The following is a 25,734-nucleotide window of genomic DNA, read 5'->3' on the forward strand; positions in this document are numbered from 1 at the left end:
GGACCACCACCACGGCCACCACCCCCACAGCAGCAACCCCCGCCCCTCCCGCCCCCGCGGGGGGGGGGGGGGGGGGCGGGGGCCGCGGGGGGGCGGGGGGGGGGGGGGGCGGCCCCCCCGCGGGGGGGGGCCCCCCCCCCCCGGGGGGCCCCCCCCCCCCCCCGCCCGTTCCTTCGGTGCCGCGAGGCGGCTCAGCCGTACGACACGTTGGCGCACGGGTCGTCGTCCGCCGAGCGGGCGGTGCCGCTGACACTGGTCGGCAGAGGGGCCGGGGCGCTGGGCGCACCGGGTGCCGAGGTGGCGGCGGAAGGCGGGTTGGCGGCGGCGAAGTCGTGGCCGAGCACCACGCTCAGCCCGCGGCCGCCGGGCTGGACGGTCGCGCCCGGGAACAGCTTCGCGACCGACTCGGCGGCGCCGCGCTCGCCCGTGCCGTACTCGACCACGGTGGTGCTGCGCGGCTTTCCGGCCGCGTTGCCGACGGTCGTGACGGTGTAGCCGGCGCCCTTGACGGCCTCGGCCCCCTTGCTGCCGATACCGCTCTCGCCGGTGCTGTTGAGCACGGCGACCTTGATCTCGGCGTTCCTGGCGTCCGCGGTGGGGGTGGGCGTGGCCTCGGCGGTGGGCGGGGCGCTGGGGGCGGCGGAGTCGGTGGCGGCCGGGCTCTGGGCGCTGGCGTCCTGGCCGTCGATGGTGCGGTCGGCCTTGAGCGCGGCCCAGAGCTCGTCCACGTCGGGGTGCACCAGGGCGACCCGGGGGCCCTCGTAACGCCAGGGCGCGGTCAGGAACTTGACGTCGTGCAGGTTGACGTCCTTGATCGACATGGCGAAGGACATCAGCTTGGCGGCCGAGCCGAGGTCGGGGTCGACGGTCAGCGACTTGGTCGCCGCGTCGGCGAGCGGCAGCAGGGTGGTCGGGTCCATGCCGCGCGACTTGACCTCCTTGATGAGGGAGGAGAGGAACGCCTGCTGGCGCTTGGTGCGGCCGATGTCGGAGCCGTCGCCGATGCCGTGGCGGACCCGGACGTAGTCCAGTGCGGCCTGGCCCTCGACCTTCTGCTTGCCCTTGGCGAAGACCAGCTTGCCCTTGTGGCCCAGGTTGGGGTTGAGGTCCCCCTCGTAGATGTTGTTGGGCAGGCAGACCTCGACGCCGCCGACCGCGGAGGTCATCGCGGCGAAGCCGCTGAAGTCGACCACGATGGTGTGGTCGACGCGCAGGTTGGTGAGCTTCTCGACGGCGTTCTGGGTGCACGCCGGGTTGCCCTGGTCGGTGTTGCCCACCGAGAAGGCGCTGTTGAACATCACATTGGTCTGCTCCTTGGTCCACTTGCCGTTGGGGAGCTTGCACGGCGGGATGTTGACCAGGGAGTCACGGGGGATCGAGATGCCGACGGCGTGCTTGTGGTCGGCGTAGATGTGCAAGAGGATCGCGGTGTCCGAGCGGGCGCCGTCGTCCCCGCCGCCACCCAGGTCGCTGTTGCCGTTGCCGCGGCTGTCCGAGCCGATCAGCAGGACGTTCACCGGGGTGCGGCCCTGGGCGTCCGGCGCGGCGGCCTCCGGGCGGTCCTTGCTGAGGGCGTCGCCGTCGAAGGTGCTGATGTTGCTGTTCAGGCGGTAGTAGACGGCGCCGCCGGCGAGCACCAGGAGGGCGGTGCAGCCGGCGGTGACCCAGAGCACCTTCTGCTTGGTGCTGCGTTTGCGCTTCGGCTTGGCCCGACTGGCGGGGCGGCTGTCGGATATGTCCTTGTCCGTACCGCCCTTGCCCGGGTCGGCTGTACGGCCGGCGGCTCTGCGTCCGCCGGCCCGGTGCGGCGAATTCTCGGTCTCGGTGGAACCCCTGCGACCCGACACGGCGTCATCCTCCACAGTTGCCACGGAACCCCCGTCGAAGCGGTGGCTTGCGTGGTCCTGGGTCGGAGCGGATCCGGGCCGGCCCTTCGCTAAACTTTTACACCGCTGTAGAACTTTCAGAGGAGCATACTAAGCGTAGATGAGAAAAACACTGGTCAGACCATGAGAGAAGGTCGGCCGGGTCTCATCTCCGTGGCTCCGTACCCGCACGAGGAGCACGATGACTCACCGGATCGTACGTTCGATGGCCGGCGCCCTGGTGGCGCTGCTGGCCGCCGTCGGTCTCAGCGCCGCGGCGTCGAGCGCGACGGCGGTGGCCGCCACTCGAACCGCCGCGGGGAGCGCGGCCGTCACGCCGGGCGCGGCGCCTGTGGGTGTGGCGCATGTCACGCAGGTTTCGCGGGCGGCGCAGGGGCGGCAGGTCACCCAGGTCACCCAGGTCACGCACGTCGCGGCCAAGCAGGAGAAGAAGAAGTCCGGCTTCTTCGCCAAGCTCGGCAAGTTCCTGCTGGTGGTGGTCATCCTGATCATCCTGGTCGTCGTCCTGCTGATCTGGGGCATCGTCCACTTCGTGCGACGGCTCTTCCGCCGCCGCTGAGCCGCCGCTGAGCCGTCGGCGAGCCGATCGGCGAGTCGCCGCTGATGACGCCTTCGACCTGGCCGGCGGCCGCGAGGCGGCCCGTGCCTTCACCGAGTCCGTGTGCCTGGCCGCGCCGGCACCCGCGCTGGCACCCTCGCTCCGGCGGCGTCCACACCCTGGTGCTCCACCCGGCGAGCACCTCCCACCGGCAGCAGTCGGACGAGGAGTTGGCGGCGGCCGGCATCGGCGCCGGCACGGTCGGGGTGTCGGTGGGCATCGAGCACCCGGAAGACCTGTGGGCGGACGTCGAACAGGCCCTCGCGAAGGTCTGACGCCGGCTGGGCGGTGACCGCAGTGCGGCGGAGCCGTTCCCCCGGGCATGATCCGGCCCGTGGGAACGGACCTCCGAGGTTCCGTGGAATGCCGCACCGTGGACCCGCCTCGACCACGGGGACCGCCCGTGCCGGGCACGCCTCCTGGGGTCGGCGTTCGACGCCACCTGGCCGGGCCGGGAGGAGGTGCTCGCCGTGGACCGGGCCGGGCCGGCGATCCCCAGGGCGACCAGGACCGCCCGGTACCGGCGGCTGCCCGAAAGCCGTCCGGGGCTTCGGACCGAAGGAGTTCGGGTGCGGCCGTCAGCGGGGTCTGGGGCGGGCGGCGAGGAGGGCGACGTCGTCCTCGGCGGCGGGGGCCGGGGGTGGGGCGAGTGAGTGGAGGACGGCGTCGAGGAGGTCGTCGAGGTCGCCGGCGGCGGGGAGGCGGAGGGCGGCGAGGCGTTCCAGTGAGGTGTCGATGTCCTCGTGGCGGCGTTCGACCAGGCCGTCGGTGTAGAGGAGCAGGGTCTGTCCGGGGTCGAGCGGATGGGTGGCCTGCTCGTAGCCGCCGAGGCCGGTGCCCAGCGGTGGTCCGGTGGGGACGCGCAGCAGTTCCGTGGGGCGGTCCGGAGTGATCAGGGCGGGCGGCAGGTGGCCGGCGCTGGAGAGGGTCCAGCGGGCGCGGCCGGGGTCGGCGAGGGCCAGCAGGCAGGTGGCGGGGCGGGCGGTGTCGTCGGCTGAGATGACGGTGTCGAGCTGGCGCAGGATGCGGTGCGGGGGCAGGTCCGTGCCGGCGATGTCGCGCAGCGCCGAGCGGTAGTGGCTCATGTCGACGGCGGCCTCGACGCCGTGCCCCATGACGTCGCCCATCGCCAGCAGGGTGCGGCCGAAGGGCAGGCGGACCGTCTCGTACCAGTCGCCGCCGACCACCGAGCTGCTGCCGGAGGGCAGGTAGCGGGAGGCGAGGGCGAGGTTCTGGTGCGGGTTGCCGGGCTCGCTCAACAGTGCGCGCTGGAGTTCGAGCGCGATGCCCTGGGAGCGGGTGTAGCGGCGGGCGTGGTCGATGGCGGTGGCGGCGCGGGCGGTGAGGCCGCCGAGCAGGTCGGCCTCCTCGGGGGTGAAGGCCGGCGCGGTGGCGGTGCGGCCGAGGGTGAGCACCCCGACCAGGTGGCCGCGGGTGACGAGCGGCAGGACGAGCAGGGAGGCGGTGCCGGCCGGGCAGGCGTCCGCCGGGCCGGGCTCGGTGAGGACGGCGGCGCCGGTCACCAGGCACCGGGCGACCGCCGTGCCCTCCCGGTGGCGGACGGACTCGCCGGGACGGGGCAGCTCGGCGAGGGCGGCGTCCATCGCGGGCACGGCCCGTACGGCGGCGCGGTGCAGTCGCTGGGCGCCGGTCCGGCCGGGGCGGGCGGCGTCGGCTTCGAGGGGCAGTACGTCGACGGTGGCGAGGTCGGCGAGGCCGGGCACGGTGAAGGCGGCGAGTTCGGCGCAGGTGGTGGTGGCGTCGAGGGTGGTGCCGATCCGTTCTGCGGCGGCGTCCAGCAGGGCGAGCCGGGCGCGGGCCCGGTGGAGTTCGCGCAGGTGCTCGCGGGCCGGGTCGGGGTCGTCCAGGACGACGACGATGACGCCGGTGGTCCGCCCGGCCTGCCGCAGCGCCCGGTAGCGCACCCGAAGGCCGGGCGGGACGGGGGAGCCGGCGCTCTCCGGGCCGCCGGTGACGTGTTCGTGGTCGTGTCCGTCGGCGAGGACGCGGCGCAGCGGGCCGACGGCGCCGCCGAAGGCGGTGGTCTCGGCGGTGCGGCCGATCAGGTCGGCGCGACACAGTCCGGTGACGGCGGTGAAGGCGGCGTTGAGGTGGCGCCAGCGCAGGTGTTCGTCGAGCAGGGCGACGGCGACGGGGGCGGCGGCGAGCACGTCGCGCAGCTCGTCCGGATCGGTATGGATCCGGCCACTGTCGGTGACCGAGCCGAGGCTCGCGGCGAGGGCCGCCGCGGTCGCCGCCAGGGAACGGGCGTCCGGGGGCGGGGGCGGCGCGCCCTGTGCCCGGTTGCCGTGCCGGTGCTGCATGAATCCATGATCACGCGCCGGGGTGCGGCGCGCCCACGACTGGGTGAAACCTTGACTGGCCGGAGACCTTGTCCTGCCGGGCCCAGGCGGGTTGCGTGCGCGTGCACACACTTGTAGGGTGCGTGTGCACGCACACAGTCGTCGGCGTCCGGGAGCCACCCCGGAGGCCGGGAGGAGGACCCCCGCATGGCAACCCACCGCACCGTTCTGATCACCGGCACCTCCTCGGGGATCGGCCTCGCCGCGGCCGTGGCCGCCGCCGGCGCCGACTACCGCGTGATCGCGACCATGCGTGACACCGGACGGGCCGGGAACCTGCTCCGCGCGGCGGAGACGGCGGGCGTCGCCGACCGGATCGAGGTCGAGCGGCTGGACGTCACCGACCCGGCCTCCGTCGCGGACTGCCTGGACACCGTCCTCGACCGCCACGGGCGGCTGGACGCCGTCGTCAACAACGCGGGCGCGGGCTTCCTCGGCACGATCGAGCAGGACGGGATGGCGCCGGTGCGCGCCGCCATGGAGGTCAACTACTTCGGCGTGGTCGAGGTGACCCGGGCCGCGATGCCGCACCTGCGGGCCAGCGGTGGCCGGGTGGTCACCGTGACCAGCGTCGGCGGCCTGGTCGGACAGCCCTTCAACGAGGCCTACTGCGCGGCCAAGTTCGCCGTCGAGGGCTTCATGGAGTCGCTGGCCCCGGTCGCGGCCACCGTCGGGGTGGCCGTCACTCTGGTCGAACCCGGCGCGGTGGCCAGCGAGTTCGTCGGCAACCAGAACCTCGACGTGCCCGCGCTGATCACCGCCGCCGGCCCGTACGGCCCGGCCCTGCGGGCGTACGTCGACCGGGCGCGGCAGGCCTTCGACAGCGCCCAGACCCCGGAGGAGGCGGCCGCCCCGATCGTCGCGGCGCTGACCGCCGAGCGGCCGCCGCTGCGCTTGCAGACCTCTGAGACGGCCCGGGCGTTCGTCGGGGTCAAGCTGGCCGACCGGGACGGTTCGGCGGTGCTGGGGATGACGGGCGGCTGGGTCGGGTCCGCCGGCGCCTGACGCCGGGGCACGGCCGGGGAGGGTGCGCGCGGTCGGCGCCGGGTGATCACCGGTCATACTTGGGCGGCGGCGCCCGGCACCGGGCGCCACGGGCGGTGTCAGGGCCACCGCCCGTCGGCACCGGAAGGTCCGTCGTGGACCGCCCGTCACGGTCCACCCGTGGCGGCCCGTCAGCAGCCCAGACCGGAGGAACCGATGAGCCCCCACCAGCCGACCAGTCGACCGGCGGCAGGGGCCCCGGGGGTGCCGTGGAACCGGCAGCGGCTGCGCAGCAACAACGAGTGGCTGCTGCTGGAGCTGCTGCGCACCGGCGGTGGCACCTCCCGGGCCCAACTGGCCCGGGACACCGGTCTGTCCAAGCCCACCGTATCCGCCGCGCTGGCCGACCTGGAGCGGGCCGGGCTGGTCCGCGAGGCCGGGCGGGTCTCCCCCGAGCGCGGCCGCACCGCGGTGCTGTACGAGGTCGACCCGACCGCCGGCCACGTGCTGGGCGTGGACATCGGCCGGGCCCGGCTGCGGGTCGCCGTGGCGGACCTCGCCGGGACCGTGGTCGCCCGGCGGGACGTGGCCAACCGGGGGAGGACGGCGGACGCCGTCGCGGACGCCGTGGTCGCCGCCGCGCACGAGGCGACCGCCGAAGCCGGTCTGAGCGCCGCGGACGTCGTGCACGCGGTGATCGGCACGCCCGGGGTGTGGGACGAGGAGCAGCGCGGCGTCCGGTACGCCACCAGCCTGCCCGGCTGGGGACGGCCGGGGCTGTTCGACCGGATCGGCGAGGGGCTGGGCACGGCTGTCACGGTGGCCAACGACGCCAACCTGGCCGCGCTCGGCGAGTACACCCTCGGCGCCGGGCGGGGCAGCCGGATGTTCGCCTACCTGCTGGTCGGCACCGGGCTGGGACTGGGCGTGGTCAAGGACGGCGAGCTGCTGCTCGGCGCGCACGGCGCGCTGGGCGAGATCGGCCTGGTGCCGCTGCCCGCCCCCGCGGGCGAGCGGGCCGGGACGACGCTGGAACAGGAGGCCGCGGCGGACGCGGTGGTGCGGGCCGCCCGGGGGTTCGGGCTGGAGGGCGCGGGCGGGCGGCAGTTGACCGCCAAGCGGGTCTTCGAGCGGGCCCGGGCCGGTGACGGCGCGGCGCTCCGGGCGGTGCGGTGGGAGGCGGAGCGGCTCGCCTACGCCGTCGCCGTGCTGTCCGCGGTGCTCGACCCGGACCTGCTGGTGCTCGGCGGCGGCATCGGCAGCAGCGCGGACCTGCTGCTGGAACCGCTGGAGCAGGCCCTGCGCCGCTTCGCCCCGATGCGTCCGACGCTCGCAGCGAGCCTCCTGGGGAAGGAGGCGGTGCTCCTCGGCGCGGTCTCCACGGCGCTGGAGACCGCCCGCCCCGAGGTGTTCGAGCGCCGGACGGCGGAGCTGTGACCGGGCGTCAGCCGGTGGCCAGGGTCAGGCCGTAGGCGCTGAGGATCGGGTTGACCGGCTGGAAGTAGGTCTCACCGCCCGAGGTGCAGTCGCCGGAGCCGCCCGAGGTCACACCCTGCGCCTGGTCGCCGGAGATGAACGAGCCGCCGGAGTCCCCCGGTTCGGCGCACACGTCGGTACGGGTGACGCCGTAGACGCTGCCCTCCTGGTAGTTGACGGTGGCGTTCTGCTCCTCGACACTGCCGCAGTGCCAGCCGGTGGTGGAGCCGGATCGGCACACCGAGCCGCCGACCGGCTGCTCGGACGAGCCGCCCACCGTCACCGCACCGCCCGCGTAGTCGTTCACCTGCGGCTGGGCGGTCCACTCCGGGCCGGCCGCCACCCAGGACCAGTCGTTGCCCGGGAAGGTCGAGCCCTGGAAGGTGCCGATCGAACTGCCGTCGGAAGCAGTCGCGTTGGAGCCGGGCTGGCCGCAGTGGCCGGCGCTGACGAAGCCGGGCCGGCCGCCCTGGGTGACCGGGAAGCCGATCGAGCAGCGGGCGGCGTCGTCGATGTAGTACGCGTCCCCGCCGTGCAGGTCGGCGAGCGGACGGGGCGTGGCGGTGGCCCGCTCGGCCCGGACCAGCGCGCGGTCCACTCCGGACTGGTCGAGGAAGGCCTCGGTGCGGGCGTCGTCGGCGGACTGCACCACGACGGTGTTGGACCGGACGTCGACGTACCAGAGTGGGGTGGCCTCGGGCGCGGCCGCCCGGGAGGCCTGGTCGAGCGCGTCCTTGGCCTGGTCCAGTGCCCACAGCGGGTGCTGGACGACGGTCGCCCGGCCCCCGTGGGCGGTGATGGTACGGGCGGCGGAGGCGTCCGTGGTGGCGACCACCAACTCGGCCCGCGGCCCGTCGATCCAGGCGCCGGCCCAGCGGTCGCCGAGCGCCCGGGTGAGCGCCTGCTGGACGGCGGCGGCCCGGCTCTCCCGGTCGATCCGGTCGGCGGCGGCCTGCGGGGCGAGCCCGAGGTCGCGCTGCATCGCGTGCAGCACGGCGGGCGGTACGGCGGGCGGTACGGCGGCGGTGCGGGCGGCGGCGGGGACGGGGGCGGCCAGGGCGGCGGCTATGGACGGGTCGTCAGCGGGAGCGCTGACGGCCGGTGCTGCGGTGAGCGCGACGGTCGCGAAGGCGGCGGCGACGGCGAGCGCACGGATCCGGAGCATGGGGTCTCCTCGTTCGGCGTGGGGGTGTCGTTCGGCGTGGGGGTTCGGCGTGGGGGTTGCCGGAACCGTAGCGATCCGCCTGTGCTGGCTGGAACATGTCATAACGCCCCGCGCTCCTGCGCTATATCCCAGGAGAGGGCGGCGAGGTGCTCCGGCGGTCATCGGCCGAGGTGGCGTCCGTCGCGTCCGGTGGCCGGAATGTCTCGATCTGCCAACGAGTGGGGAAACCGTGGCCGCCGCGTGTGCGGGTTCTGCTTGACTCGCACGCCTCGCCCATACGGAACGGAGCGTTCTCCCCCCCATGACTTCACGGATACCCGGGCGCCGCCGCGCGGCCGGCCTGGCCGGATTCGCCGGACTCGTCCTCACCGTCGGCCTGGTGCTGACCGGTTGCGACCCGTCGGCGGTGGACGGCAAGGCGTCCGCCGCGCCGACCACCACGGCCGCTTCGACCGTCGCCACCGCGCCGAGCGCGCCCGTGGCGACGGTCCCCGCCCCGCCGGTGGTCACGCCGTCGACGCCGCCGCCCTCACCGGCAGCCCCGCCGTCCTCGGCCCCGTCCGCCGCCCACCCGCAGACGCCCGCCGCCAAGCCGCAGCCCAAGGTGACCACGGCGCAGCCGCCGACCGAGCCGGAGCACACCCAGGCGGCGGCCGGCGGTTCGGGGTGCGAGATCCGCTCCAGCGCGGGCAACTGCTACGCGGTCGGGCAGTTCTGCCGCAACGACGACCTGGGCCGGAGCACCCACGACGCCAACGGACAGGTGATCTACTGCCGGATGGTCAGCGGCAAGCCGCACTGGCAGGCGTGAGTCACCCGCCCAGGGTGGACCAGAACAGGTGCTCGTAGGCCTGGAGCAGCAGACCGTACTCCCCTGCGGTGGCCAGGGTGTGGCCGTCCAGCGGGTCCGGCCCGAGGGCGTCGGCGGCCTGCTGCTCCAGTTCGGTCGCCGGTTGCGCGAAGAAGTCGAAGAACGCGCAGGCCTCGTCGGAGAAGCCGTGGTGGCGACGCAGGCCCTGGGCGATGGTGGCGCAATAACCGCCCCAGGCCGCGAAGTTGGCCACCAGGGCGGCGGCCGCGGCGGGCGGGACGCTGTTCAGCGCGAGCCAGGCCAGGTAGGCCGGGTAGGCCTGGCAGCCGGGCAGCGGCGGCCGGGCGGCCACCGCCCGGCCGTCCGGGCCGCAGGCGGCGGCCAGCGCGGGCAGGGTGCGCAGCGCGGCGCTCTCGCCCTCGGCGAGGGTGGCGAACCAGGCGCCGAGCGGCCGGTCGGCGCAGCGGGTGGCGAGCAGCAGCAGGCTGCGCCGGTCGGAGGTGATGATCCGCCGCTGCTGGGCGGCGAGTTCGGCCACCGCCGTGAGCGGGGCGCTGCCGTCGGCGAGTGCCGTGACCAGGGCGGGAGCGGAGTCGCCGGGGGCCAGTTCGGCGCGCAGCCGCTGGATCTGGTCGAGGATCGGGTGGTTCACCGGTGCCTCCGGGGTGCGGTTCGGTCCGGTGCCCATTCCTACCGCCTTGCGGTGGTCGGGCGGTGGCGACAGGCCGGGAGCGCCGGACTGGTCGGCGCTCCCGGTCGCTGGGTCAGGCTCCGGCGCAGGCCTTGGTCAGCTCGCCTGCGGCGTCGCCGATCGGCGCGAAGTCGGGTTCCTTGCCCTGGGAGACGGCGTCCTGGGCCTTGTCGACGGCCTTGGACAGCTTGTCGGCGGCTGCGTCGAGCTTGCCGTCACCGTCCTTGCGGATCTTCTTGACGTCGTCGACGATCTTCTTCAGGGCGTCCACGGTGTGTTTGCGCCGGCTCTCGTCGGTGATCTGGCCGACGTTGATCGCCGAGTCGGTGAGGTCCTGGACATCGCCGGTGAGGCTGATCGCCCGCTTTCCGCAGTCGAGGGCCTGGTCGGCGCTCTTGCACGCGGTGAACAAGGGGGCCGCCAGGAGCAGTGCGGTCGCGGCGGCTGCAAGTCGGTACGGATTCTTTGTCATGTCTTTATCCCTCCCGCCTTCGAGAACGTCTCGTCCTCGTGCGGTGGTTCCGACATGACGCGTGAACGGTCGGCGAACGATGCCGTTCCCAGCGGACGCTGATTTGCTGTCAGCCCACTTGCCCGAACTTCCGGTGCCAGGCGTCCCAGGCGGCGGCCGGAAGCAACGCCCGGTTGCGGGACAGGAATTCGTAGAGGGCGGAGCCGTAGCGGTCGGCGAGCTCGGCGTTGTGGGTGAACACGTCGAGTTCGTTGGCGGCCGTGATGGCCAGGAAGGCGCGCAGGTCCTCCTCCGGCGGAGTGTGGTCCTGTCCGGTGAACCGGTCGTGGAACAGCGGCACTTCGTCCCGGCCCAGGCGCGGGTAGACGGCGGCCCGGCCGCAGCTGGCGTAGAGGTAGACGAGCGCCTCGGCGCGGCCGCCCACGAGTTCGACCAGGACCTCTCGTTCGTCGAGCGCCAGCAGGGCGCCGTCGAACCCGTCGGTCCCGTACGCGGCGTGGCAGAGCCCGGCGGCCTGGACGGCGGAGTCGGTTCCCCAGGCCGCCAACAGGTCCGCCACCCTGGCCAGGTGCTCCAACAGGGTGCCGCCCGGGTGCGGGATCCGGTCGGCGTCGTGGGCGCGGAGGAACTCCTCGACGTGGCTCCACGCGGGAGCGCTGCGGTGGTCGGCTGGCGTCACCCGAGGAGTTCTACTCCTGTTGCCCGCCGACCCGCAACCGCGTTTCGCCACTCCGCTACGACAGTTCGCGCACCAGACGGGTGATGGTCGGGGTGGGGACGGAGTGCGCGGCGGCGGCCCGCAGTACGGCGCCGCCGATGGCGTCGAGTTCGGTCGGCCGGCCCGCCTCGACGTCGCGCTGCATCGAGGACTTCATCGCCCCGGGAATCCGGTCGAAGGCGGCGAGCAGCGTCCGGGCATCGGCCGGGGCGCCGACCGCCTCGGCGACGGCGGTGATCTCGTCCAGCACGGCCAGGAGTTCACCCCGGTGTTCGGTGCGCACGACGCCGATGCCGTCGGCGTGCCGGGTGGTCAGCAGAGCGAAGGGAGCAAGGAAGGACAGCTTGCTCCAGAGCATCGCCGTCTCGTCCTCGCGCAGCGTGACGTCCAGGCCGGTGTGTCGCAACTGCGCGGCGAACTCCTCGACGGGAGCCGCCAGTTCGACGGCCGCGAACGGGCTGGTGTGCTCGATCCGGCCGGGGGCGGTACGGGTGGCCTCGACCCGGATCGTCCCGGCCACCACCCGCCCGGCCGGGTAGCGCTCGCGCAGCAGCGCCATGTGGTCCAGGCCGTTGAGCAGCGGCACCACGATCCCGGAGCCGAGGGCCTGCGGCGGCATACGGTCGAGCGCGGCCGTCAGGGCGGTCTCCTTGACGGTCACGAATGCGGCGTCGACCGGTTCGCGCAGCTCGGTGGCGGCCTCGACCCGGGCGGTGAACTCGCCGAACTGGCTGCTGTGCACGTGCAGTCCGTCCCGGGCGAGGACGTCCGCCGTCTGCTCTCCGGCCAGGCAGACGACGCGATGGCCGTCGCGCGCGAGCAGGCCGCCGATCAGGCCGCCGACGCCGCCCGGTCCGAGGACGGCGACGGTGAGGGGGGTGGTCGTCATGGTGACTCCTTGAGGGTGTGCGGGGTGTTCGGGGCAGGTGGAGCGGCGATCAGGAGGCTCCGGGCAGGGGCCCCGGAGGAGGCTGCCTTCTCGGCCGTCCGGATCGGGGGAGCCGAAGCCGACGTGTAGCCGGAGGTCAGGACGTACGGATGCGAGGCCCGTTGGTCCATCGGCGGGGTGGCATCGGCGGACAACGGCAGCAGGTCGAGGGCGCCTCGACCGGGGCCGTCCCGTCGCGGCCGGGATCGCCGCGGCCGGGTTCGTGTAGCCGTCGCGGCGCCAGAGCGTGCGCGCGCGGGCGCCGCTCGGCCGCACGCGCGAAGGGCTTCGGGCGGGGGCTGAACGCGGCGTTGTGCGGGCCGGGGGCGCTGCCGGTCGGGTGCGGGATCATGCGGCGGCCTCGGGCGCGGTTCGGTGGAGGGAGACGTGGTCGAAGTAGTAGGGGGCCCGTGGCGTGGTTTCCGGCCGGCACCCGGGCGAGTGGGGCGTCCCACGCTCCGGCGGAGGCGGAGGCGGAGGCGGAGGCGGAGGGAGGGGGAGGGGGTGCGGCGCGGGGTGCCGTGGTCCGGATCGGGCAGCGGGAGGCCCTCGGCGCGCAGCGCCTCGGCCAACTCGCGGGCCGGCCAGCGGAAGACGTCGATCCCGAGGTAGCCGACCGGGCAGGCGGGGCGGTCGTCGTTGGGGTTCCGGCTCACTCCGACAGCGGCCAGGCCGTCGGCGGCGCGGTCGCGGTCGCCATGTCCGTCGCCGTTGCCGTCGATGGAGGAGAGCGTGACGCTCACCTCGGGGAGCCGGAAGACCAGGGGCCGCCGGGAGCCGCAGGTGAAGGCCGGGCGCACCCCGCCCGGCGACAGCTCGCCGTGCGGGGCGGGCAGGCGAACGCCGCGGCCGGGCAACAGGTCTACGGTCACCTGATCATGATTCCTCCTCCGGCGCTCGTTCGGGAGCCCGTTTTTCACGGCGGGAAAGAACGGGCCCGAATCGTCGGACGGGCGGGCTAGGGTCGGGCGCGGTGGGGAGTGGGAGGGGTAGCGGATCACACCGGACGCGTGGGTGCGGACGGGCTGCCCGTGCTGTGCGCGGCGGTGGCCGGGTCGACCACGCGGTGGCCGAGGCGCCGGTCCAGGGCGGCGCCGACCCCGACTCCGCGCTGCCGGAGGGGAGGACGCCGCTGCTGCGGGCCGTCGACCTCGCCTCGTCGGCGGTCTTCCGGGCGTCCTCGGCAAGGAGCCCCGGCTGCGGCCGGCACCGGCCGAGCGGGAGCAGGCTGCTCGCCGCGGCCCGGTCCGCCCGGGACGGACGTGCTGGTGGAGGTGCTCCGGGCGCTGTCGGAGCGCGACCGTCCCGGTCGGGAGGGCGCTGCGCCGGGGCACCGGGACCACCCGGACGTGGCCGGGGCGTTCGAGTTCCGGGCCCCGACGAGTGCCAGTACGACCACCGGGCGGACCGCGTGTGGCGGCTGCGGGCACGGAGCCGGCCCGAGGGGACGTAGCACCACCTGCGGGGTTCGGTTTTCCGAACCCCGAATCGGGGTGCCAGCACAATCGATCCGACGGTCCCGGATGCCCAGGATGGGGGCATGAACGGGATGACGACAGCCGCCGTCGGCGCGGCGCAGGACGGGGTGGCGGGTGCGGCACTCAGCGGCGAGGGGCTGCACCGCGAGTACGGGCGGGGTACGGCCGCCGTCCGGGCGCTGCGCGGGGTGTCCGTGGCCTTCGCACCTGGCACCTTCACGGCGGTGATGGGGCCCTCCGGTTCGGGCAAGACCACCCTGCTGCACTGCCTGGCCGGGATGGACCGCCCCAGCCGGGGCACCGTCCGCTGGGGCGACACGGAGGTGTCCGGCCTGCCCGAGCGGCGGCTGGCCGAACTGCGGCGCACCAGGGTGGGTTTCGTCTTCCAGGCCTTCAACCTGATGCCCGCCATGACGGTCGCGCAGAACGTCGAACTGCCCGGACGGTTGGCCGGGTACCCACCGGATCGGGCCCGGGTGCGGGAGGCGCTCGCCCGCGTCGGCCTGGCCGGGCGGGAGCGCCACCGGCCCGGCGGGCTCTCGGGCGGACAGCAGCAGCGCGTGGCGATCGCGCGTGCGCTGGTCGCCCGGCCCGAGGTGCTGTTCGCCGACGAGCCCACCGGCGCGCTGGACCGGGCGACCGGGCACGCCATCCTCGACCTGCTGCGCGCGGGGGTGGACGTGGACGGGCAGACGTGCGTGATGGTCACCCACGATCCGGTGGCCGCCGGGTACGCGGACCGGGTGCTGTTGCTGGCCGACGGCGTTCTGGTCGACGAACTGGTCCGGCCGACGGCGGCGCAGGTGGGCGAGCGGCTGAGCAGGTTGGGAGGGTGAGGATGATGAGCGGTACCGTGCCGACCCTGGCGGTCGGCCAGATCCGGCGCCGCCCGGCGGCTTTCGCCGGGCTGGCGGTGGCGCTGCTGCTGGCGATGGGGGCGGTGACGCTGTTCGCCTCGCTGGTCGCCGCGCAGGTCACGGCACCGCGCGCCGTGGCGCGGGTGGCCGTGGCGGGGCCCGGCCTGGTGGTGATCGCGGGGGCGTTCGGCGAGATCGCCGTGCTGGTGGCGCTGTTCGTGGTGGTCAACGCGCTCGGTTTCACCCTCCGCCAGCAGCACCGGGACCTTGCCATGCTGAGGACGGTCGCGGCCACGCCCCGGCAGATTCGGCGGCTGGTGCGGGCCCAGGTCACGGCGACCGTACTACTGGCGGCCGTCCCCGGCTGCGCGGGCGGTCTGCTGGCAGCCCGGGCCTTCCTCGCCGCGCTGCAGCAGCGCGGGATGGCGGCGCCAGGCCTGCGGATACCCGGGACGCCGGTGCCGATGCTGATCGCGCTCGCGGTGGCGCTGCTGGTCGGCCTGGCGGCCACCGCGCTCACGGCCCGGCGGATCACCCGGCCCGCCCCGGCGGCCGCGCTGACCGACAGCACCGCCGGACAGCGCCGGACGGGTGCGGTGCGGTTGCTGGCCGGCGCAGTGGTGCTGGCGGGCGGCGTCCTGCTGCTGCGGCTGGCCGCCGGCAGACCGGCCGGAGAGCTGGACAAGGCGGGGCAGGCGGCCATGCTCGGTTCACTGGTGCTGCTGGTCGCGGTCGCGCTGCTGGGGCCGGTCGCGGCTCGGCTGCTGGCGACGGTGCTCGGCGCTCCGGCCCGGTTGCTCCTGCCACGGGCCGGCTGGCTGGCGGACGCCAACCTGCGCGGCTACGCGGCCCGGCTCTCCTCGGCGGTGGTCCCGGTCGCGCTGCTGGTCGGACTCGCGGCCACCATGCTGATCATGACCAGCACCGCGGAGCGGGCGGCCCGGGTTACGGGGGCCGCCACCAGTGTCACCAAGGAGAGCGACGTCTGGCTGCGGCAGGCGGAACTCGGCCTGCTGGTCTGCTTCGCGGCGGTCTCCACGGTCAACACCCTGGTCGCGCTGACCGCCGACCGGCGCCGCGAGTTCGCGCTGCTCCGGCTGGTCGGGGCGACGCGGCGGCAGCTGCTGCGGATGCTCTCCGTCGAGGCCGCGCTGACCACGGTGGTGGGCGTGCTGCTGGGGGCGGCCGTGGCGGGCGCGGCGACCGGGGCGTTCAGCCGGGCGGTCACCGGCTCGGTGCTCCCGGTGGTGCCCGGCGCGGCCTGCGGCTGGGTGGTGGCCGGTGCGGCGGTGCTGACCGTGCCGGGGATCGTGGGCACGGGGCTCTGGGCGATCGGTGGGCGCGCCGTGGAGCAGGTGGGAGGGGAGCGGGGGTGAGGAGGTGGACGTGCCCGGTGGGGAGGGTGCCGGAGACCGGAAGGGAGGCAGTGATGAGCTGACGGTTGGTCCGGGCGTGCGGTGGTTCGGGTGACGCCTGGGGGATGCTGGGGGCCGGTTGAGCGGTGAATGGTGAGGCGTGTGGTGACTCGGTGGCGGCGGGGACTGTCGGTGCGGGGCGGTGAGGTGGCCTTCGCCGTCCTCGGATTGCCGCTCGGGGTGCTGGGCGCGGTCTACGCCGTGGCCGTGCTCTATGCGGGGGCGCTGCTCTCGCTCACCGTCCTGGGGCTGCCCTTCGTCGCGGCCGCCCTGCTCGGGGCGCGGGGGATCGGCGGGCTGCACCGACGGCTGGTCGGGCGGCTGCTGGGCGAACGGTTCGCCACGCCACCGCCGTTGGCGCGGCCCTCGGGGGTGCTGGCCCGGGGCCGGGTGGTACTGACCGACCCGGTGGCCTGGCGGGCCCTCCTCTACCTCCTCCTCCGGCTGCCGCTCGGGGTGCTCGGCTTCCTGGCCGCCGTCGGGCTGCCGCTCAGCGCGGTGTGGCTGGCGGGCTTCCCGCTCTGGGTGCGGCTGCTGGAGCCGGGCGCACGGCCGGTCGACTGGCTGGACGTGGCCGGACCACCGGCCGGACTCGTGGTGCTCGTCTCCGTACCAGCCGCGCTGCGGGCCCTGAGCCGGGCCAACCGGGCGCTGGCCCGGGGGCTGCTCGGACCGGTGCGCTCTCAGCAGCGGGTGCGCGAGCTGGAGAACGCCCGCGCCACGCTGCTCGCCGAGAGCACGGACCGGCTGCGGCGGCTCGAACGCGACCTGCACGACGGCACCCAGGCGCAGCTGGTCGCGCTCGCCATCACCCTCTCCCTGGCCGACGACGCCCTCGGCGACCCGGACGCGTCCGGAGCCGGCGGTGGCAACGTGCCACCCGGCCGTGCCCGCACCTGCGGGCCCGGGCAGGCGTCCGGCCCCGACCTCGGGCGGCTGCGCACCCTGGTCGACCGGGCGCGCGGGCAGACCGACGACACCATCGCGGCGCTGCGCCGGCTGACCCGGGGCATCCACCCGGTGGCACTGGACGCCGGGCTGGCCGAGGCCCTGCCCGGGCTGACCGGGACCTCGCCGGTGCCGGTGACGGTCCGGCTGGACCTGCGGGAGCGGCCGGAGGAGGTGATCGAGCGGGCGGTCTACTTCTGCGCGGCCGAACTGCTCACCAATGTCGCCAAGCACAGCGGCGCGCGGACGGTCGAGTTGACCGCGAGCGCCGTCGGCGGGCGGGTCCGGCTGACGGTTCGCGACGACGGGCGCGGTGGCGCCGCGATCGGCGCGGGCAGCGGACTGGCGGGGCTGGCCGAGCGGCTGGCGGCGGTGGACGGGCTGCTGCGGGTGGACAGCCCACCCGGCGGGCCGACGGTCGTCACCGCCGAGCTGCCGAGCAGGCTGTGACGCCTCGCCCTGGGCGGTGCGGATGCCTCAGGGCCGGCCGGCGGGGCCCCAGATCTGAGGCTCAGATCTCAGGCCGGGATCCGCCTCTGCCCGGATCTCAGGCCCCACGCCTCTGCCCGGATCTCAGGTCGGGAACTCGGGCCCCACGCCTCTGGCCCGGATCTCAGGCTCCGGTCTCCGCGAGGTAGGCGAGGACGGCCTTGACCCGCCGGTTGTCGGCTTCCGTCGCGGGCAGGTCGAATTTGGTGAACACGGCCGCGACGTGCTTCTCCACCGCCCGCTCCGACACCACCAGCAGAGCGGCGATCGAGCGGTTGGAGTGGCCCTGGGCCATCAGTTCCAGCACCTCGCGCTCGCGGGCGGTGAGCGAGTCCACCCGGCTGCGTCGTCCGCCGTGCATCAGCCCGTTGACGATCTCGGGGTCGAGCACCGTGCCGCCCGTGGCGACCCGTTGCAGCGCGTCCACGAGTTCGGAGGTGCGGGCGACCCGTTCCTTGAGCAGGTAGCCGATGCCGGCGGCACCACCGGCCAGCAGCCGGGCCGCCCAGGCGGCCTCGACGTGCTGGGAGAAGACCAGGATCCCGACCCCGGGCACGGTGGCCCGGATCTCGACCGCGGCCCGGATGCCCTCGTCGGTGTGGGTGGGCGGCATCCGGATGTCCACCACGGCCACGTCGGGCCGGTGTTCGGTGACGGCGGCGACCAGTTCGGGAGCGGTTCCGGCGGTGGCGACCACCGCGCAGCCACGGGCGGTCAGGAGTTCGACCATCCCGTCGCGGAGGATCACGGAGTCCTCGGCGAGGACGACGCGGAGCTGCTTGTCGATCATGGCGCCATTATCGGGGTGTGGGGAGACGGCATGGTTCGGTAGGCCGATCTATACAGCAAGACTGGACAGTTTGTACTGATGAAATTACCGTTGAACCCGTGACCGAGAAGCGAACCGCCTCAGTGATCCCCGAAACCCCGGCCGGTCCCGCTGACGTCGCCGGCCCGGCCGGCCCCTCCGATTCCGCCGCGTTGGCCGCCCGGGAGCTCCGCGCCGTCTTCAGCCGACTGCGCCGGACCCTCCAGGAGAAGGGGCAGGGTGCCAGCGGCCTCACCCCTTCCCAGACCGCCGTGCTCAGCCGCCTGATCACGGACGGGCCGGCCTCCGCGAGTGCGCTGGCCGCTGCCGAGCGGGTCCGCCCGCAGTCGATGGCGGCGACCCTGGCCGTGCTGGAGGGGCGCGGGCTGGTTGCCCGCCGCTCCGACCCCGAGGACGGGCGCCGTCAGCTGGTCGACCTGAGCGACACCGGTCTGGCGTGGATCGCGGACAGCCGTCGGGCGCGTGAGGAGTGGCTGGCCCGGGCGTTCCAGGAGGAGCTCACCGAGGCCGAACGCGCCACCGTGCTGGCGGCGTTGCCCCTGATGGATCGGCTGAACCGGCGATGACCGGGCCTTCGATACGGCTGGCGCGGCTCCGGTCCCGCCGCCAGGAGTCGCAGAAGCCCGCTGGCGAGGGCGGGTTCAACCGCAGACTGCTCGCCCCCATGGTGCTGGCTTCGGTGCTCAACCCGGTCAACTCCTCGATGATCGCGGTGGCCCTGGTGCCCATCGGCACCGCCTTCGGCGCGCCGCCCGCTGAGACCGCCTGGCTGGTGACCGCGCTCTACCTCGCCACCGCCGTCGGCCAGCCGGTGATCGGGCGGCTGGTGGACGGCCACGGGCCGCGGCGGCTCTATCTGGCCGGGACGGCCCTGGTCGGTCTTGCCGGCCTGATCGGCGCGCTCGCGCCCTCCTTCGGACTGCTGATCGTCGCCCGGGTGCTGCTCGGGATCGGCACCTCCGCCGCCTACCCCGCCGCGATGCACCTGACCCGCAGCGAGGCCGAGCGCACCGGTCGGAGCAGCCCCACCGGGGTGCTGACGGTGCTCGCCGTCGCCAACCAGACCATCGCCGTGATCGGGCCGACGCTCGGGGGTCTGCTGATCGGGCTGGGCGGCTGGCGGACGATCTTCGCGGTCAACGTCCCGCTGTCGCTGGCCTGTCTGGCGCTCGGGGCCGTCCGCCTGCCGACCGCGGCGCCGCGCCGGGAGCGTGGGGAGCGGCTCGACCACGCCGGGATCGCGCTGTTCGCCGTCCTCCTGCTGGCGTTGATGCTGTTCGTGACGAAGCCGAGCTCGGCGCTGTGGTGCCTGCCGGTACTGGCCGTCCTGGCCGGGGTCGGCTTCGCGGTGCGGGAGACCAGGACCCGCAACCCGTTCATCGACCTGCGGGCACTCGTCCGCAACCGTCCGCTGGTCGCCACCTATCTGCGCCAGCTGCTCGGCTACACGGCCGTCTACGCCTTCCTCTACGGCTACACCCAGTGGCTGGAGGAGGGGCGCGGGCTGAGCGCCGCCTCCGCCGGGCTGGTGCTGCTGCCGCTCTCGCTCACCGCGCTCGCGGTGTCCAGCCTGACCGGACGCAGTCCGGCGGTGCGCGGGAAACTGGTGGTCGGGGCGGCGGTCCAAATGGCCGCCTGTGCCGCCCTGTTGCCGGCCGGGTCGGCCAGTCCGCTGGTCCTGCTGATCGCGGTCGGAGTGTTGGCGGGCATTCCGCAGGGCCTGATCGGGCTGGGCAACCAGACCGCGCTCTACCACCAGGCCGACCCGACCGCCATCGCTTCGGCGGCCGGACTGTTGCGGACCTTCATGTACCTCGGGGCGATGGCGGCCTCGGCCGCCAACGCCGCCTTCTTCCCGCACGGCGCCACCACGGGCGGGCTGCACCACCTCGCGCTGTTCATGCTCGCCGGCGCCGCCCTGCTCTTCCTCCTCACCCTTCCCGACCGCTCGCTCGGCCGGGTGGGAAGAACCGCCGCGCAAGGGAAGTGACTGCTGGGTGGAGACCGTCACCGGCTGTCCGGGCCAGGCGCGGATGCCGGGGGCGATCTCGGCCACCTCGGACGGGCAGGCGTCGCGGGTGCGCTGGAGCGGGGTGCGCTGCTCGTCCAGCCGGCAGGCCGTGGGGAAGGACGAGGCCCGGTGGGGGACGCCGGGCTCCTCGGCATCGCAGACGGTCACCCGGACCGGCTCAGCGGTCACAGCCAGGGCCAGATGGCCGCGCAGACGGCGCTGACCAGGCCCGGTACGGCCACCAACAGGCAACCGCCCGATCCCGCCCCGCCCTGTGACTTCGGTGCCCCGTACCAGGAGGCCTGCCTCGGCTGACGGGTGCCTCATGTGAGGCAGCCAGGCACCTGAGGCAGCCAGGCACCAGGTGCGGCCGGCGTGAGGTCGTGGAAGCGGACGCCGTCGCGCTCCGCCAGGCGCTGTCAGTCATGGGCTGCCATGCCACAGGTGGTGACAGCGGCGCGCTTCCGACTGAAGAACGCCTCGGCTGCGCTTCGCTTCCGCTTCTCTACCGGCCCGGCGGATCGGTGGACAGCGACAGGTAGGCGTCCAGCCGGGCGGCGGCGGTGAGCATCGACCGGCCGCGGGCGGTGAGGCGGCGCTGCCAGCCGTCGAGGGCCTCGGCGAGGCTGTCCGTCCCGCCCGCCGTGCGGATCTGCTGGATGACGGTGGCGATGTGGGCCAGCGGGTGGCCGCCACGGCGGAGCAGGTGGGCGAGTTCGGCGTCGCGGGTGTCGTCGGGGTGGTAGAGGCGGTGGCCGGTGGCGCGGTCGCGGAGCGGGGCGAGGATGCCGGCGGCCTCCCAGGTGCGCAGGGTGGCGGGGGTGAGGCCGAGACGGTGGGCGAGTTCGCCGATGCCGAGCGGGCCGCGGAGCGCGCCACGGATCACGGCGGGCGCCTGTTCGGCGGAGAGGTGGTCGACGGCCCGGCGGACGGCGGCGAGCGTCTCCCGGTCGCGCAGCAGCTCGGCGTGGCCCCGGTCGAGGGCGGCCAGCGCCTCGTCCGGGCGGTCGGCGTGCACGGCGGTCATGACCAGGCCCGCGGTCGCGTGCCCGTACGCGGGGACGAGGGTGAGGAACGCGCGCAGGGCGGCGGCGTGCAGCGCGGTGTAGATCCGGTAGCCGCTGGGGGTGCGCTGGGCGGGCGGGAGGAAGCCGTCGCGCTCGTAGTTGCGCACGGCCTGGGTGGAGATGCCGTGCTCGCGGGCGAGGTCGGTGGGGCGCACGGCGGTGTCCTTCGATTTGAGGGTTTCGACGACGATCACCGGGTGAATCCGGCGAAAGTCTCAACCGATCCTTCAAGGATACGCTTGAGGTCCATGAGCCAGGACATTCGAGATTTCCTCACCCCCTCCTGCGAACTGCTGGCGCTCGGCGAGCCGACGCACCAGGAACCGGCCTTCGGGCGGGTCCGCAACCACCTGTTCGCCCAACTGGTCGAGCGGGGCTTCCGCTCCATCGCGCTGGAGACCGACCGGGTGGCCGCGCTCGCCGTGGACGACTACGTCCGGCACGGCGCGGGCACCCTCGACGCGGTCCTGGAGGAGGGCTTCACGCACGGTTTCGGCGCTCAGCCGGGCAACCGCGAACTCGTCGCCTGGATGCGCGAGTTCAACCGCGACCGGCAACCCGCCGAACGGCTGGCCTTCCACGGCTTCGACACCCCGACCGAGAACACCATGGCCCCCAGTCCGCGCGGCTACCTCGAGCACGCCCGCGACTACCTCCAACTCGACGTCGACATCGCCGCCTTGACCGGAGAGGACGAGCGCTGGAGCGGCGAACAGGCGGTGCTGGACGCGGCGAGCTCACCCGGGGAGTCCCCGGAGGCTGCCCGGCTCCGCCGCATCGCCGACGATCTGCTGACACAACTCTACCTTCGGGCACCGGAGTTGATCGCGTCCGGATCGCGCGCCGAGTGGCTCCGGGCCCGGACGCAACTACAGGCCGGACTCGGACTGCTGCGCTACCACGCGCAGGCGGCGGTCCAGGGCCTCGGGCTGAGCGACCGGGTGTCCGGCCTGCTCGGGCTGCGGGACGCGCTGATGGCGCAGAACCTGCTGGACGTCCGGGCGGTCGAGGGCGAGCGCGGTCCGACCCTGGTGTTCGCCCACAACCTGCACCTCCAGCAGGCCCCGAGCGCCTGGGCCGGGGGCGAAATGGACTGCCGCTGGAACGGCGCGGGCCGCATCGTCGGTCCACTGCTGGGGGAGCGGTACCTGTTCGTCGCCGGCAGCCTCGGGCGCAGCGAGGTGCTGGGCCTGGCCGAGCCCGCTCCGGGGACGTACGAGGCGCTGATGGGACGGCGGTCGGACGCCTCCTGGGCGCTGGTGCAGCCGCCGACCCCCGGCGAGGGCCGGGCCCGTTCGGACACGGCCCCCCAGCAGGGGTACTCCTTCGACCGGGCGAGCTTCGAAGGGGCGTCCGCGGTGCTGCACATCGGCGACGGTGCGGCGGTGGCCGGCTAGCCAGGGCCTGGTCAGCTGCTCGTCACGGCCCCGGGTAGGCGGAGCGCAGGTGGGCCAGCAGGGCGGCGGTCGGCGGTGCCGGCGGCCGTCCGGTGGGCCAGGCCAGTGCGATCCGCACCCGGGGGACGGGGTCGGTCAGCCGCCGGACCGGCAGGCCGGCGGAGGGGCCCGGGTCCGGTAGTACTGCCACGCCCAGCCCGTGCGCGGTGAGTTCGGCCAACTGCGGTGGTGCGGCGGCCTCGACGGCCACGGTCGTGGCCGCCGCCCCCGCTTCGGCGAGGGCGCGTTCCAGCGCCGTCCGCAGACCGGTGCCGCGCGGTGTGCTCACCAGCGCGTGCCCGCCGAGCGCGGCGACCGGCAGCGGGCCGTTCGCGGCGGCGAGCGGATGGTCCGGTGGGCAGAGGGCGACGAGTGGGACCTCCAGCACGGGGTGCACGGCGAGCCCGGACAGTTCCGTCCAGCCGTCGTCGCCCTCCCGCCCGCTGGCGGCGGTCGGCAGGCCGATCACGGCGAGGTCCAGCCGCCCCTCGCGCAGGCCGCCGAGCATCCGGGTGGTGGTGTCCTCGGCGAGCGAGAAGTCGATGCCGGGGTGTTCCTGGCGGAAGGCGGCGAGCGTGGTGGCCAGCCCCGGGAAGGTGCCCAGGGCGGCCGGCGGGCTGAGGGCTGCGCCCGCGACCATGCCGAGCCGCACGCGCCCGCGCCGCACCCCGTCGAACTCCTGCGCCGTCCGGCGGGCGGTCGCCGCCGCGGCGAGTGCGGCCCGCGCGTGCGGCAGCACGGCCTCGCCGACGCTGGTCAGCCGCACCGCCCGGCCCGAACGGTCGAGCAGCTGGTGGCCCAACTCCCGCTCCAGCCGGCGGATCTGGGCGCTCACTCCGGGCTGGCTGAGGTGCAGCAGCTCGGCGGCGCGGGTGAAGCTGCCGTGCTGGGCGACGGTGACGAAGTACTGGAGCTGCCGGAGTTCCATAACTGTTGATCATAGAAGGCAGAACCATCCGGTCTTGGACGGGCGCACGCCGCCGGCCGCAGGCTGGGAGGCATGAACAGTGCGCAGCAGGAGCATGGCGTCGGGTGGATCCGCGAGCAGATCGCGGCGGAACGACGGGAACTCGCCGGGGTGTTCGCCGGTCTCACCGCCGAGCAGTGGAACTCGCCCTCGCTGTGTGCGGGTTGGCGGGTCCGTGAGGTGGTCGCGCACATGAGCACCGGATTCCGGCACTCCACCGCCCGGACGTTCTGGGAGCTCGCCCGATCCGGTGGCAACGTCCACCGGATGGCTGACCGGATCGCCCGCCGCGACGCCGCGGCCCTCGCCGGAGCCCGCCTCGCCGCGGCCCTGGCCGAGCACGCCGACCACCCCTGGCGGCCCCCGGTCGGCGGCCGGATCGCCGCCCTCGCCCACGACGCCGTCCACGGCCTCGACGTCACCGTCGCCCTCGGCCTGCCCGCTCGCCTCCCGCTGCCCCGGGCCGCCGCCCTGCTGGGCACCGTCTCGGGCCGCAGCCTGCGCTTCTTCGGCGCCCGACTGGAGGGCGTGCGGCTGCGGGCGACGGACGTGGACTGGTCGTACGGGCAGGGGACGCTGCCGGTGGAGGGGCGGGCCGAGCACCTGCTGCTGGTGACGTACGGACGGCGGCTGCCGGCGGGGCTGCTGTCCGGGGCGGGGGCGGAGCGGTTCACGCGCTGACGCGACCGCATCCGCGGCCCCGCCCGTTCCGTCCTCACCGGCCCGGGCCCCGCCGGGGCCCGGGAGCGCCCGCTCCGGCCGAAGGACGCCGAGCCGGCCGTCCCGGGGTGACGACGGGGCCCGTTCCGCCTGCGCCGCGCCGACGCCCGCGCCTACGATCGGAAGAGCCTCCCGCTGGGCGCACGAAACGGAAGCCAGGTGGCCGATGGCCCCGATGTCCGCGCAGTGGCCGCCGTACGTGCGGGTCGCGCCGTGGTTGCTGATCGTCGGCGGGCTGGTGTGGAACTCGCTGGATCCGACCGACTACTGGGGCGATCCGCTGTTGGCGGCTGCCGCCGTGCTGTCCGGGGCCCTGCTGACCCTGCGCGACACCGTCGCCGTCGGGGTGGCGAACGTGGCCGGGATCCTGGTGCTCTCGCTGCGGGACGGGTCGGTCGGGACCCAGGACGGCTACCTGGAGCTGGTGAACACAGCCTTCGCCGCCCTGCTCGGCATCGGCGTGAACCGGGTGGTGGCCCGGCACGGGCGCAGGCTGGCGCGGGTGCGGTCGGTGGCGGAGGCGGCGCAGCGGGCGGTGCTGCCGGAGCCGCCTGGGCGGGTGGCGGGGCTCGAGGTCGCGGCCTGCTACCGGGCGGCCCAGGACGAGGCGCTCATCGGCGGGGACGCGTACGCGCTGCAGGCCACTCCGTACGGCGTGCGGGTGCTGATCGCGGACGTGCGGGGCAAGGGGCTGCACGCGGTGGGGGCGGTGTCGGTGCTGCTGGGGGCGTTCCGGGAGGACGCTCACCGGGAGCCGGACCTCCCCGCACTCGCGGACGCGCTGGAGCGCACGCTGGCCCGGGAGAGCGTCACGCTGGGCGAGGAACTGCGGTTGGAGGGATTCATCACGGCGCTGCTGGTGGAGTTCCCGCCGGGGGAGGCCGTCGCGCGGACCCTGGACTGCGGTCACCCCGGGCCGTACCTGCTGGGCCACGGCGGGCCGACGGTGAGCCGGTGGGACGCGGCCGATCCGGGGCTGCCGCTGGGGATGGGCGTGCTGGGGGTGGCGCGGCCGGAGGTGGAGACCAGGACCTTCCCGCCCGGCTGCACGCTGCTGCTGGTGACCGACGGGGTGACCGAGGCGCGGGACGCGGCGGGGGAGTTCTACGACCCGGTGCACGGGCTGGCCCCGCTCGGGCCGTTCACCGGGCCGCGGGAGGCGTTGGACGCGCTGGTGGCGGACGTGGCCCGGTGGACGGGCGGGCCGCGAGACGACGACATGGCGCTGCTCGCGGTGACCCGGCGCGGGGCCGGGACGGGGGCCGGAACAGGGACCGGAACAGGGGCCGTCCCGGGGCCGACACAGAGGCCGACGCGAAGGCCGGTGTAGGGACCGGCGCAGAGACCGGCGCAGAGACCGGCGCAGAGACCGAGCCGGAGGTCCTGGCAGGGGCCGGGAGGGCCGCCGAAGCCGACGGGTAGCGC

Annotated in this window: 24 protein-coding genes; 14 read left to right on the plus strand and 10 right to left on the minus strand. The window is 74.8% G+C overall.

Going from position 1 to position 25,734, the window contains the following annotated elements; translation table 11 throughout:
• Positions 1-191 precede the first annotated feature (191 nt).
• On the minus strand, positions 192-1,847 hold the full coding sequence (locus ACH4J0_RS25285; protein WP_396242832.1) for an LCP family protein: 1,656 nt from the start codon (positions 1,845-1,847) through the stop codon (positions 192-194).
• Positions 1,848-2,091: 244 nt separating this feature from the next.
• Here ACH4J0_RS25285 and ACH4J0_RS25290 point away from each other — a divergent pair, with 244 nt between their 5' ends.
• Together ACH4J0_RS25290 and ACH4J0_RS25295 are read left to right on the plus strand one after the other, a co-directional pair.
• On the plus strand, positions 2,092-2,445 hold the full coding sequence (locus tag ACH4J0_RS25290; RefSeq protein WP_396242833.1) for a hypothetical protein: 354 nt from the start codon (positions 2,092-2,094) through the stop codon (positions 2,443-2,445).
• Positions 2,446-2,528: 83 nt separating this feature from the next.
• On the plus strand, positions 2,529-2,759 hold the full coding sequence (locus tag ACH4J0_RS25295) for a PLP-dependent transferase (RefSeq protein ID WP_396242834.1): 231 nt from the start codon (positions 2,529-2,531) through the stop codon (positions 2,757-2,759).
• 303 nt (positions 2,760-3,062) lie between these two features.
• Here the strand turns inward: ACH4J0_RS25295 and ACH4J0_RS25300 are convergent, their stop codons facing one another.
• Complete coding sequence (locus ACH4J0_RS25300) at positions 3,063-4,808, minus strand: PP2C family protein-serine/threonine phosphatase (RefSeq protein WP_396242835.1); 1,746 nt, start codon at positions 4,806-4,808, stop codon at positions 3,063-3,065.
• A gap of 186 nt (positions 4,809-4,994) precedes the next feature.
• On the opposite strand from ACH4J0_RS25300, the gene ACH4J0_RS25305 reads away from it, so the two are divergent.
• Together ACH4J0_RS25305 and ACH4J0_RS25310 are read left to right on the plus strand one after the other, a co-directional pair.
• Positions 4,995-5,852: an SDR family oxidoreductase gene (locus ACH4J0_RS25305; RefSeq protein ID WP_396242836.1), complete on the plus strand. Its 858-nt coding sequence runs from the start codon at positions 4,995-4,997 to the stop codon at positions 5,850-5,852.
• 195 nt (positions 5,853-6,047) lie between these two features.
• Positions 6,048-7,268 (plus strand): ROK family protein, encoded by a 1,221-nt coding sequence (locus ACH4J0_RS25310; protein ID WP_396242837.1) that lies wholly within the window; start codon positions 6,048-6,050, stop codon positions 7,266-7,268.
• Positions 7,269-7,275: 7 nt separating this feature from the next.
• Here the strand turns inward: ACH4J0_RS25310 and ACH4J0_RS25315 are convergent, their stop codons facing one another.
• A complete protein-coding gene (locus ACH4J0_RS25315; RefSeq protein WP_396242838.1) occupies positions 7,276-8,472 on the minus strand; it encodes a S1 family peptidase in 1,197 nt (398 codons plus the stop codon).
• A gap of 301 nt (positions 8,473-8,773) precedes the next feature.
• On the opposite strand from ACH4J0_RS25315, the gene ACH4J0_RS25320 reads away from it, so the two are divergent.
• A complete protein-coding gene (locus tag ACH4J0_RS25320; RefSeq protein ID WP_396242839.1) occupies positions 8,774-9,283 on the plus strand; it encodes a hypothetical protein in 510 nt (169 codons plus the stop codon).
• A gap of 1 nt (position 9,284) precedes the next feature.
• On the opposite strand, the gene ACH4J0_RS25325 is transcribed toward ACH4J0_RS25320, so the two are convergent.
• The 4 genes from ACH4J0_RS25325 to ACH4J0_RS25340 form a co-directional block, all read right to left on the minus strand.
• A complete protein-coding gene (locus tag ACH4J0_RS25325; protein WP_396242840.1) occupies positions 9,285-9,971 on the minus strand; it encodes a transcriptional regulator in 687 nt (228 codons plus the stop codon).
• A gap of 76 nt (positions 9,972-10,047) precedes the next feature.
• On the minus strand, positions 10,048-10,446 hold the full coding sequence (locus tag ACH4J0_RS25330; protein ID WP_396242841.1) for a hypothetical protein: 399 nt from the start codon (positions 10,444-10,446) through the stop codon (positions 10,048-10,050).
• 109 nt (positions 10,447-10,555) lie between these two features.
• Positions 10,556-11,125: a DUF6817 domain-containing protein gene (locus ACH4J0_RS25335; protein ID WP_396242842.1), complete on the minus strand. Its 570-nt coding sequence runs from the start codon at positions 11,123-11,125 to the stop codon at positions 10,556-10,558.
• A 55-nt stretch (positions 11,126-11,180) separates the two neighbouring features.
• Positions 11,181-12,053 (minus strand): ketopantoate reductase family protein, encoded by an 873-nt coding sequence (locus ACH4J0_RS25340; protein ID WP_396242843.1) that lies wholly within the window; start codon positions 12,051-12,053, stop codon positions 11,181-11,183.
• A gap of 1,579 nt (positions 12,054-13,632) precedes the next feature.
• On the opposite strand from ACH4J0_RS25340, the gene ACH4J0_RS25345 reads away from it, so the two are divergent.
• From ACH4J0_RS25345 to ACH4J0_RS25355, 3 genes are all read left to right on the plus strand, one after another.
• Entirely contained in the window at positions 13,633-14,406 is a 774-nt protein-coding gene (locus ACH4J0_RS25345) for an ABC transporter ATP-binding protein (RefSeq protein WP_396242844.1), read from the plus strand.
• A 2-nt stretch (positions 14,407-14,408) separates the two neighbouring features.
• Positions 14,409-15,803, plus strand: a complete 1,395-nt coding sequence (locus ACH4J0_RS25350) for an FtsX-like permease family protein (RefSeq protein ID WP_396242845.1) — start codon at positions 14,409-14,411, stop codon at positions 15,801-15,803.
• Positions 15,804-15,932: 129 nt separating this feature from the next.
• Positions 15,933-17,240, plus strand: coding sequence for a sensor histidine kinase (locus ACH4J0_RS25355; RefSeq protein ID WP_396242846.1), 1,308 nt, complete (start codon positions 15,933-15,935; stop codon positions 17,238-17,240).
• A 163-nt stretch (positions 17,241-17,403) separates the two neighbouring features.
• Here the strand turns inward: ACH4J0_RS25355 and ACH4J0_RS25360 are convergent, their stop codons facing one another.
• Complete coding sequence (locus ACH4J0_RS25360) at positions 17,404-18,069, minus strand: response regulator transcription factor (protein WP_396242847.1); 666 nt, start codon at positions 18,067-18,069, stop codon at positions 17,404-17,406.
• A 125-nt stretch (positions 18,070-18,194) separates the two neighbouring features.
• On the opposite strand from ACH4J0_RS25360, the gene ACH4J0_RS25365 reads away from it, so the two are divergent.
• From ACH4J0_RS25365 to ACH4J0_RS25375, 3 genes are all read left to right on the plus strand, one after another.
• Positions 18,195-18,674, plus strand: coding sequence for a MarR family winged helix-turn-helix transcriptional regulator (locus ACH4J0_RS25365; protein WP_396242923.1), 480 nt, complete (start codon positions 18,195-18,197; stop codon positions 18,672-18,674).
• Positions 18,671-20,098 carry an MFS transporter gene (locus ACH4J0_RS25370; RefSeq protein ID WP_396242848.1) on the plus strand — a complete coding sequence of 476 codons (1,428 nt, stop codon included), beginning with the start codon at positions 18,671-18,673 and terminating at the stop codon, positions 20,096-20,098. Before ACH4J0_RS25365 ends, ACH4J0_RS25370 begins: the two co-directional genes overlap by 4 nt.
• A gap of 150 nt (positions 20,099-20,248) precedes the next feature.
• Positions 20,249-20,434 (plus strand): hypothetical protein, encoded by a 186-nt coding sequence (locus tag ACH4J0_RS25375; RefSeq protein ID WP_396242849.1) that lies wholly within the window; start codon positions 20,249-20,251, stop codon positions 20,432-20,434.
• A gap of 190 nt (positions 20,435-20,624) precedes the next feature.
• Here the strand turns inward: ACH4J0_RS25375 and ACH4J0_RS25380 are convergent, their stop codons facing one another.
• Positions 20,625-21,380 carry a TioE family transcriptional regulator gene (locus ACH4J0_RS25380; protein ID WP_396242850.1) on the minus strand — a complete coding sequence of 252 codons (756 nt, stop codon included), beginning with the start codon at positions 21,378-21,380 and terminating at the stop codon, positions 20,625-20,627.
• Between the two features lie 54 nt (positions 21,381-21,434).
• Here ACH4J0_RS25380 and ACH4J0_RS25385 point away from each other — a divergent pair, with 54 nt between their 5' ends.
• A complete protein-coding gene (locus ACH4J0_RS25385; RefSeq protein ID WP_396242851.1) occupies positions 21,435-22,583 on the plus strand; it encodes an erythromycin esterase family protein in 1,149 nt (382 codons plus the stop codon).
• A 22-nt stretch (positions 22,584-22,605) separates the two neighbouring features.
• On the opposite strand, the gene ACH4J0_RS25390 is transcribed toward ACH4J0_RS25385, so the two are convergent.
• Positions 22,606-23,550 (minus strand): LysR family transcriptional regulator, encoded by a 945-nt coding sequence (locus ACH4J0_RS25390; protein WP_396242852.1) that lies wholly within the window; start codon positions 23,548-23,550, stop codon positions 22,606-22,608.
• 72 nt (positions 23,551-23,622) lie between these two features.
• On the opposite strand from ACH4J0_RS25390, the gene ACH4J0_RS25395 reads away from it, so the two are divergent.
• Both ACH4J0_RS25395 and ACH4J0_RS25400 read left to right on the plus strand, forming a co-directional pair.
• Complete coding sequence (locus ACH4J0_RS25395; RefSeq protein WP_396242853.1) at positions 23,623-24,270, plus strand: maleylpyruvate isomerase family mycothiol-dependent enzyme; 648 nt, start codon at positions 23,623-23,625, stop codon at positions 24,268-24,270.
• A gap of 205 nt (positions 24,271-24,475) precedes the next feature.
• Complete coding sequence (locus tag ACH4J0_RS25400; protein WP_396242854.1) at positions 24,476-25,639, plus strand: PP2C family protein-serine/threonine phosphatase; 1,164 nt, start codon at positions 24,476-24,478, stop codon at positions 25,637-25,639.
• Positions 25,640-25,734: the final 95 nt, after the last annotated feature.

Source organism: Kitasatospora sp. NPDC017646, assembly GCF_044329365.1.
Classification (GTDB): domain Bacteria; phylum Actinomycetota; class Actinomycetes; order Streptomycetales; family Streptomycetaceae; genus Kitasatospora.

What these genes read in the sequence shown, in the direction of transcription:
- ACH4J0_RS25290 (WP_396242833.1), top strand. Translation starts at nt 2,092, where the DNA reads ATGGCCGGCGCCCTGGTGGCGCTGCTGGCCGCCGTCGGTCTCAGCGCC.
- ACH4J0_RS25300 (WP_396242835.1), bottom strand. Translation starts at nt 4,808, where the DNA reads ATGCAGCACCGGCACGGCAACCGGGCACAGGGCGCGCCGCCCCCGCCC.
- ACH4J0_RS25305 (WP_396242836.1), top strand. Translation starts at nt 4,995, where the DNA reads ATGGCAACCCACCGCACCGTTCTGATCACCGGCACCTCCTCGGGGATC.
- ACH4J0_RS25310 (WP_396242837.1), top strand. Translation starts at nt 6,048, where the DNA reads ATGAGCCCCCACCAGCCGACCAGTCGACCGGCGGCAGGGGCCCCGGGG.
- ACH4J0_RS25315 (WP_396242838.1), bottom strand. Translation starts at nt 8,472, where the DNA reads ATGCTCCGGATCCGTGCGCTCGCCGTCGCCGCCGCCTTCGCGACCGTC.
- ACH4J0_RS25320 (WP_396242839.1), top strand. Translation starts at nt 8,774, where the DNA reads ATGACTTCACGGATACCCGGGCGCCGCCGCGCGGCCGGCCTGGCCGGA.
- ACH4J0_RS25325 (WP_396242840.1), bottom strand. Translation starts at nt 9,971, where the DNA reads ATGGGCACCGGACCGAACCGCACCCCGGAGGCACCGGTGAACCACCCG.
- ACH4J0_RS25330 (WP_396242841.1), bottom strand. Translation starts at nt 10,446, where the DNA reads ATGACAAAGAATCCGTACCGACTTGCAGCCGCCGCGACCGCACTGCTC.
- ACH4J0_RS25340 (WP_396242843.1), bottom strand. Translation starts at nt 12,053, where the DNA reads ATGACGACCACCCCCCTCACCGTCGCCGTCCTCGGACCGGGCGGCGTC.
- ACH4J0_RS25345 (WP_396242844.1), top strand. Translation starts at nt 13,633, where the DNA reads ATGAACGGGATGACGACAGCCGCCGTCGGCGCGGCGCAGGACGGGGTG.
- ACH4J0_RS25350 (WP_396242845.1), top strand. Translation starts at nt 14,409, where the DNA reads ATGATGAGCGGTACCGTGCCGACCCTGGCGGTCGGCCAGATCCGGCGC.
- ACH4J0_RS25355 (WP_396242846.1), top strand. Translation starts at nt 15,933, where the DNA reads ATGGTGAGGCGTGTGGTGACTCGGTGGCGGCGGGGACTGTCGGTGCGG.
- ACH4J0_RS25360 (WP_396242847.1), bottom strand. Translation starts at nt 18,069, where the DNA reads ATGATCGACAAGCAGCTCCGCGTCGTCCTCGCCGAGGACTCCGTGATC.
- ACH4J0_RS25370 (WP_396242848.1), top strand. Translation starts at nt 18,671, where the DNA reads ATGACCGGGCCTTCGATACGGCTGGCGCGGCTCCGGTCCCGCCGCCAG.
- ACH4J0_RS25385 (WP_396242851.1), top strand. Translation starts at nt 21,435, where the DNA reads ATGAGCCAGGACATTCGAGATTTCCTCACCCCCTCCTGCGAACTGCTG.
- ACH4J0_RS25390 (WP_396242852.1), bottom strand. Translation starts at nt 23,550, where the DNA reads ATGGAACTCCGGCAGCTCCAGTACTTCGTCACCGTCGCCCAGCACGGC.
- ACH4J0_RS25395 (WP_396242853.1), top strand. Translation starts at nt 23,623, where the DNA reads ATGAACAGTGCGCAGCAGGAGCATGGCGTCGGGTGGATCCGCGAGCAG.
- ACH4J0_RS25400 (WP_396242854.1), top strand. Translation starts at nt 24,476, where the DNA reads ATGGCCCCGATGTCCGCGCAGTGGCCGCCGTACGTGCGGGTCGCGCCG.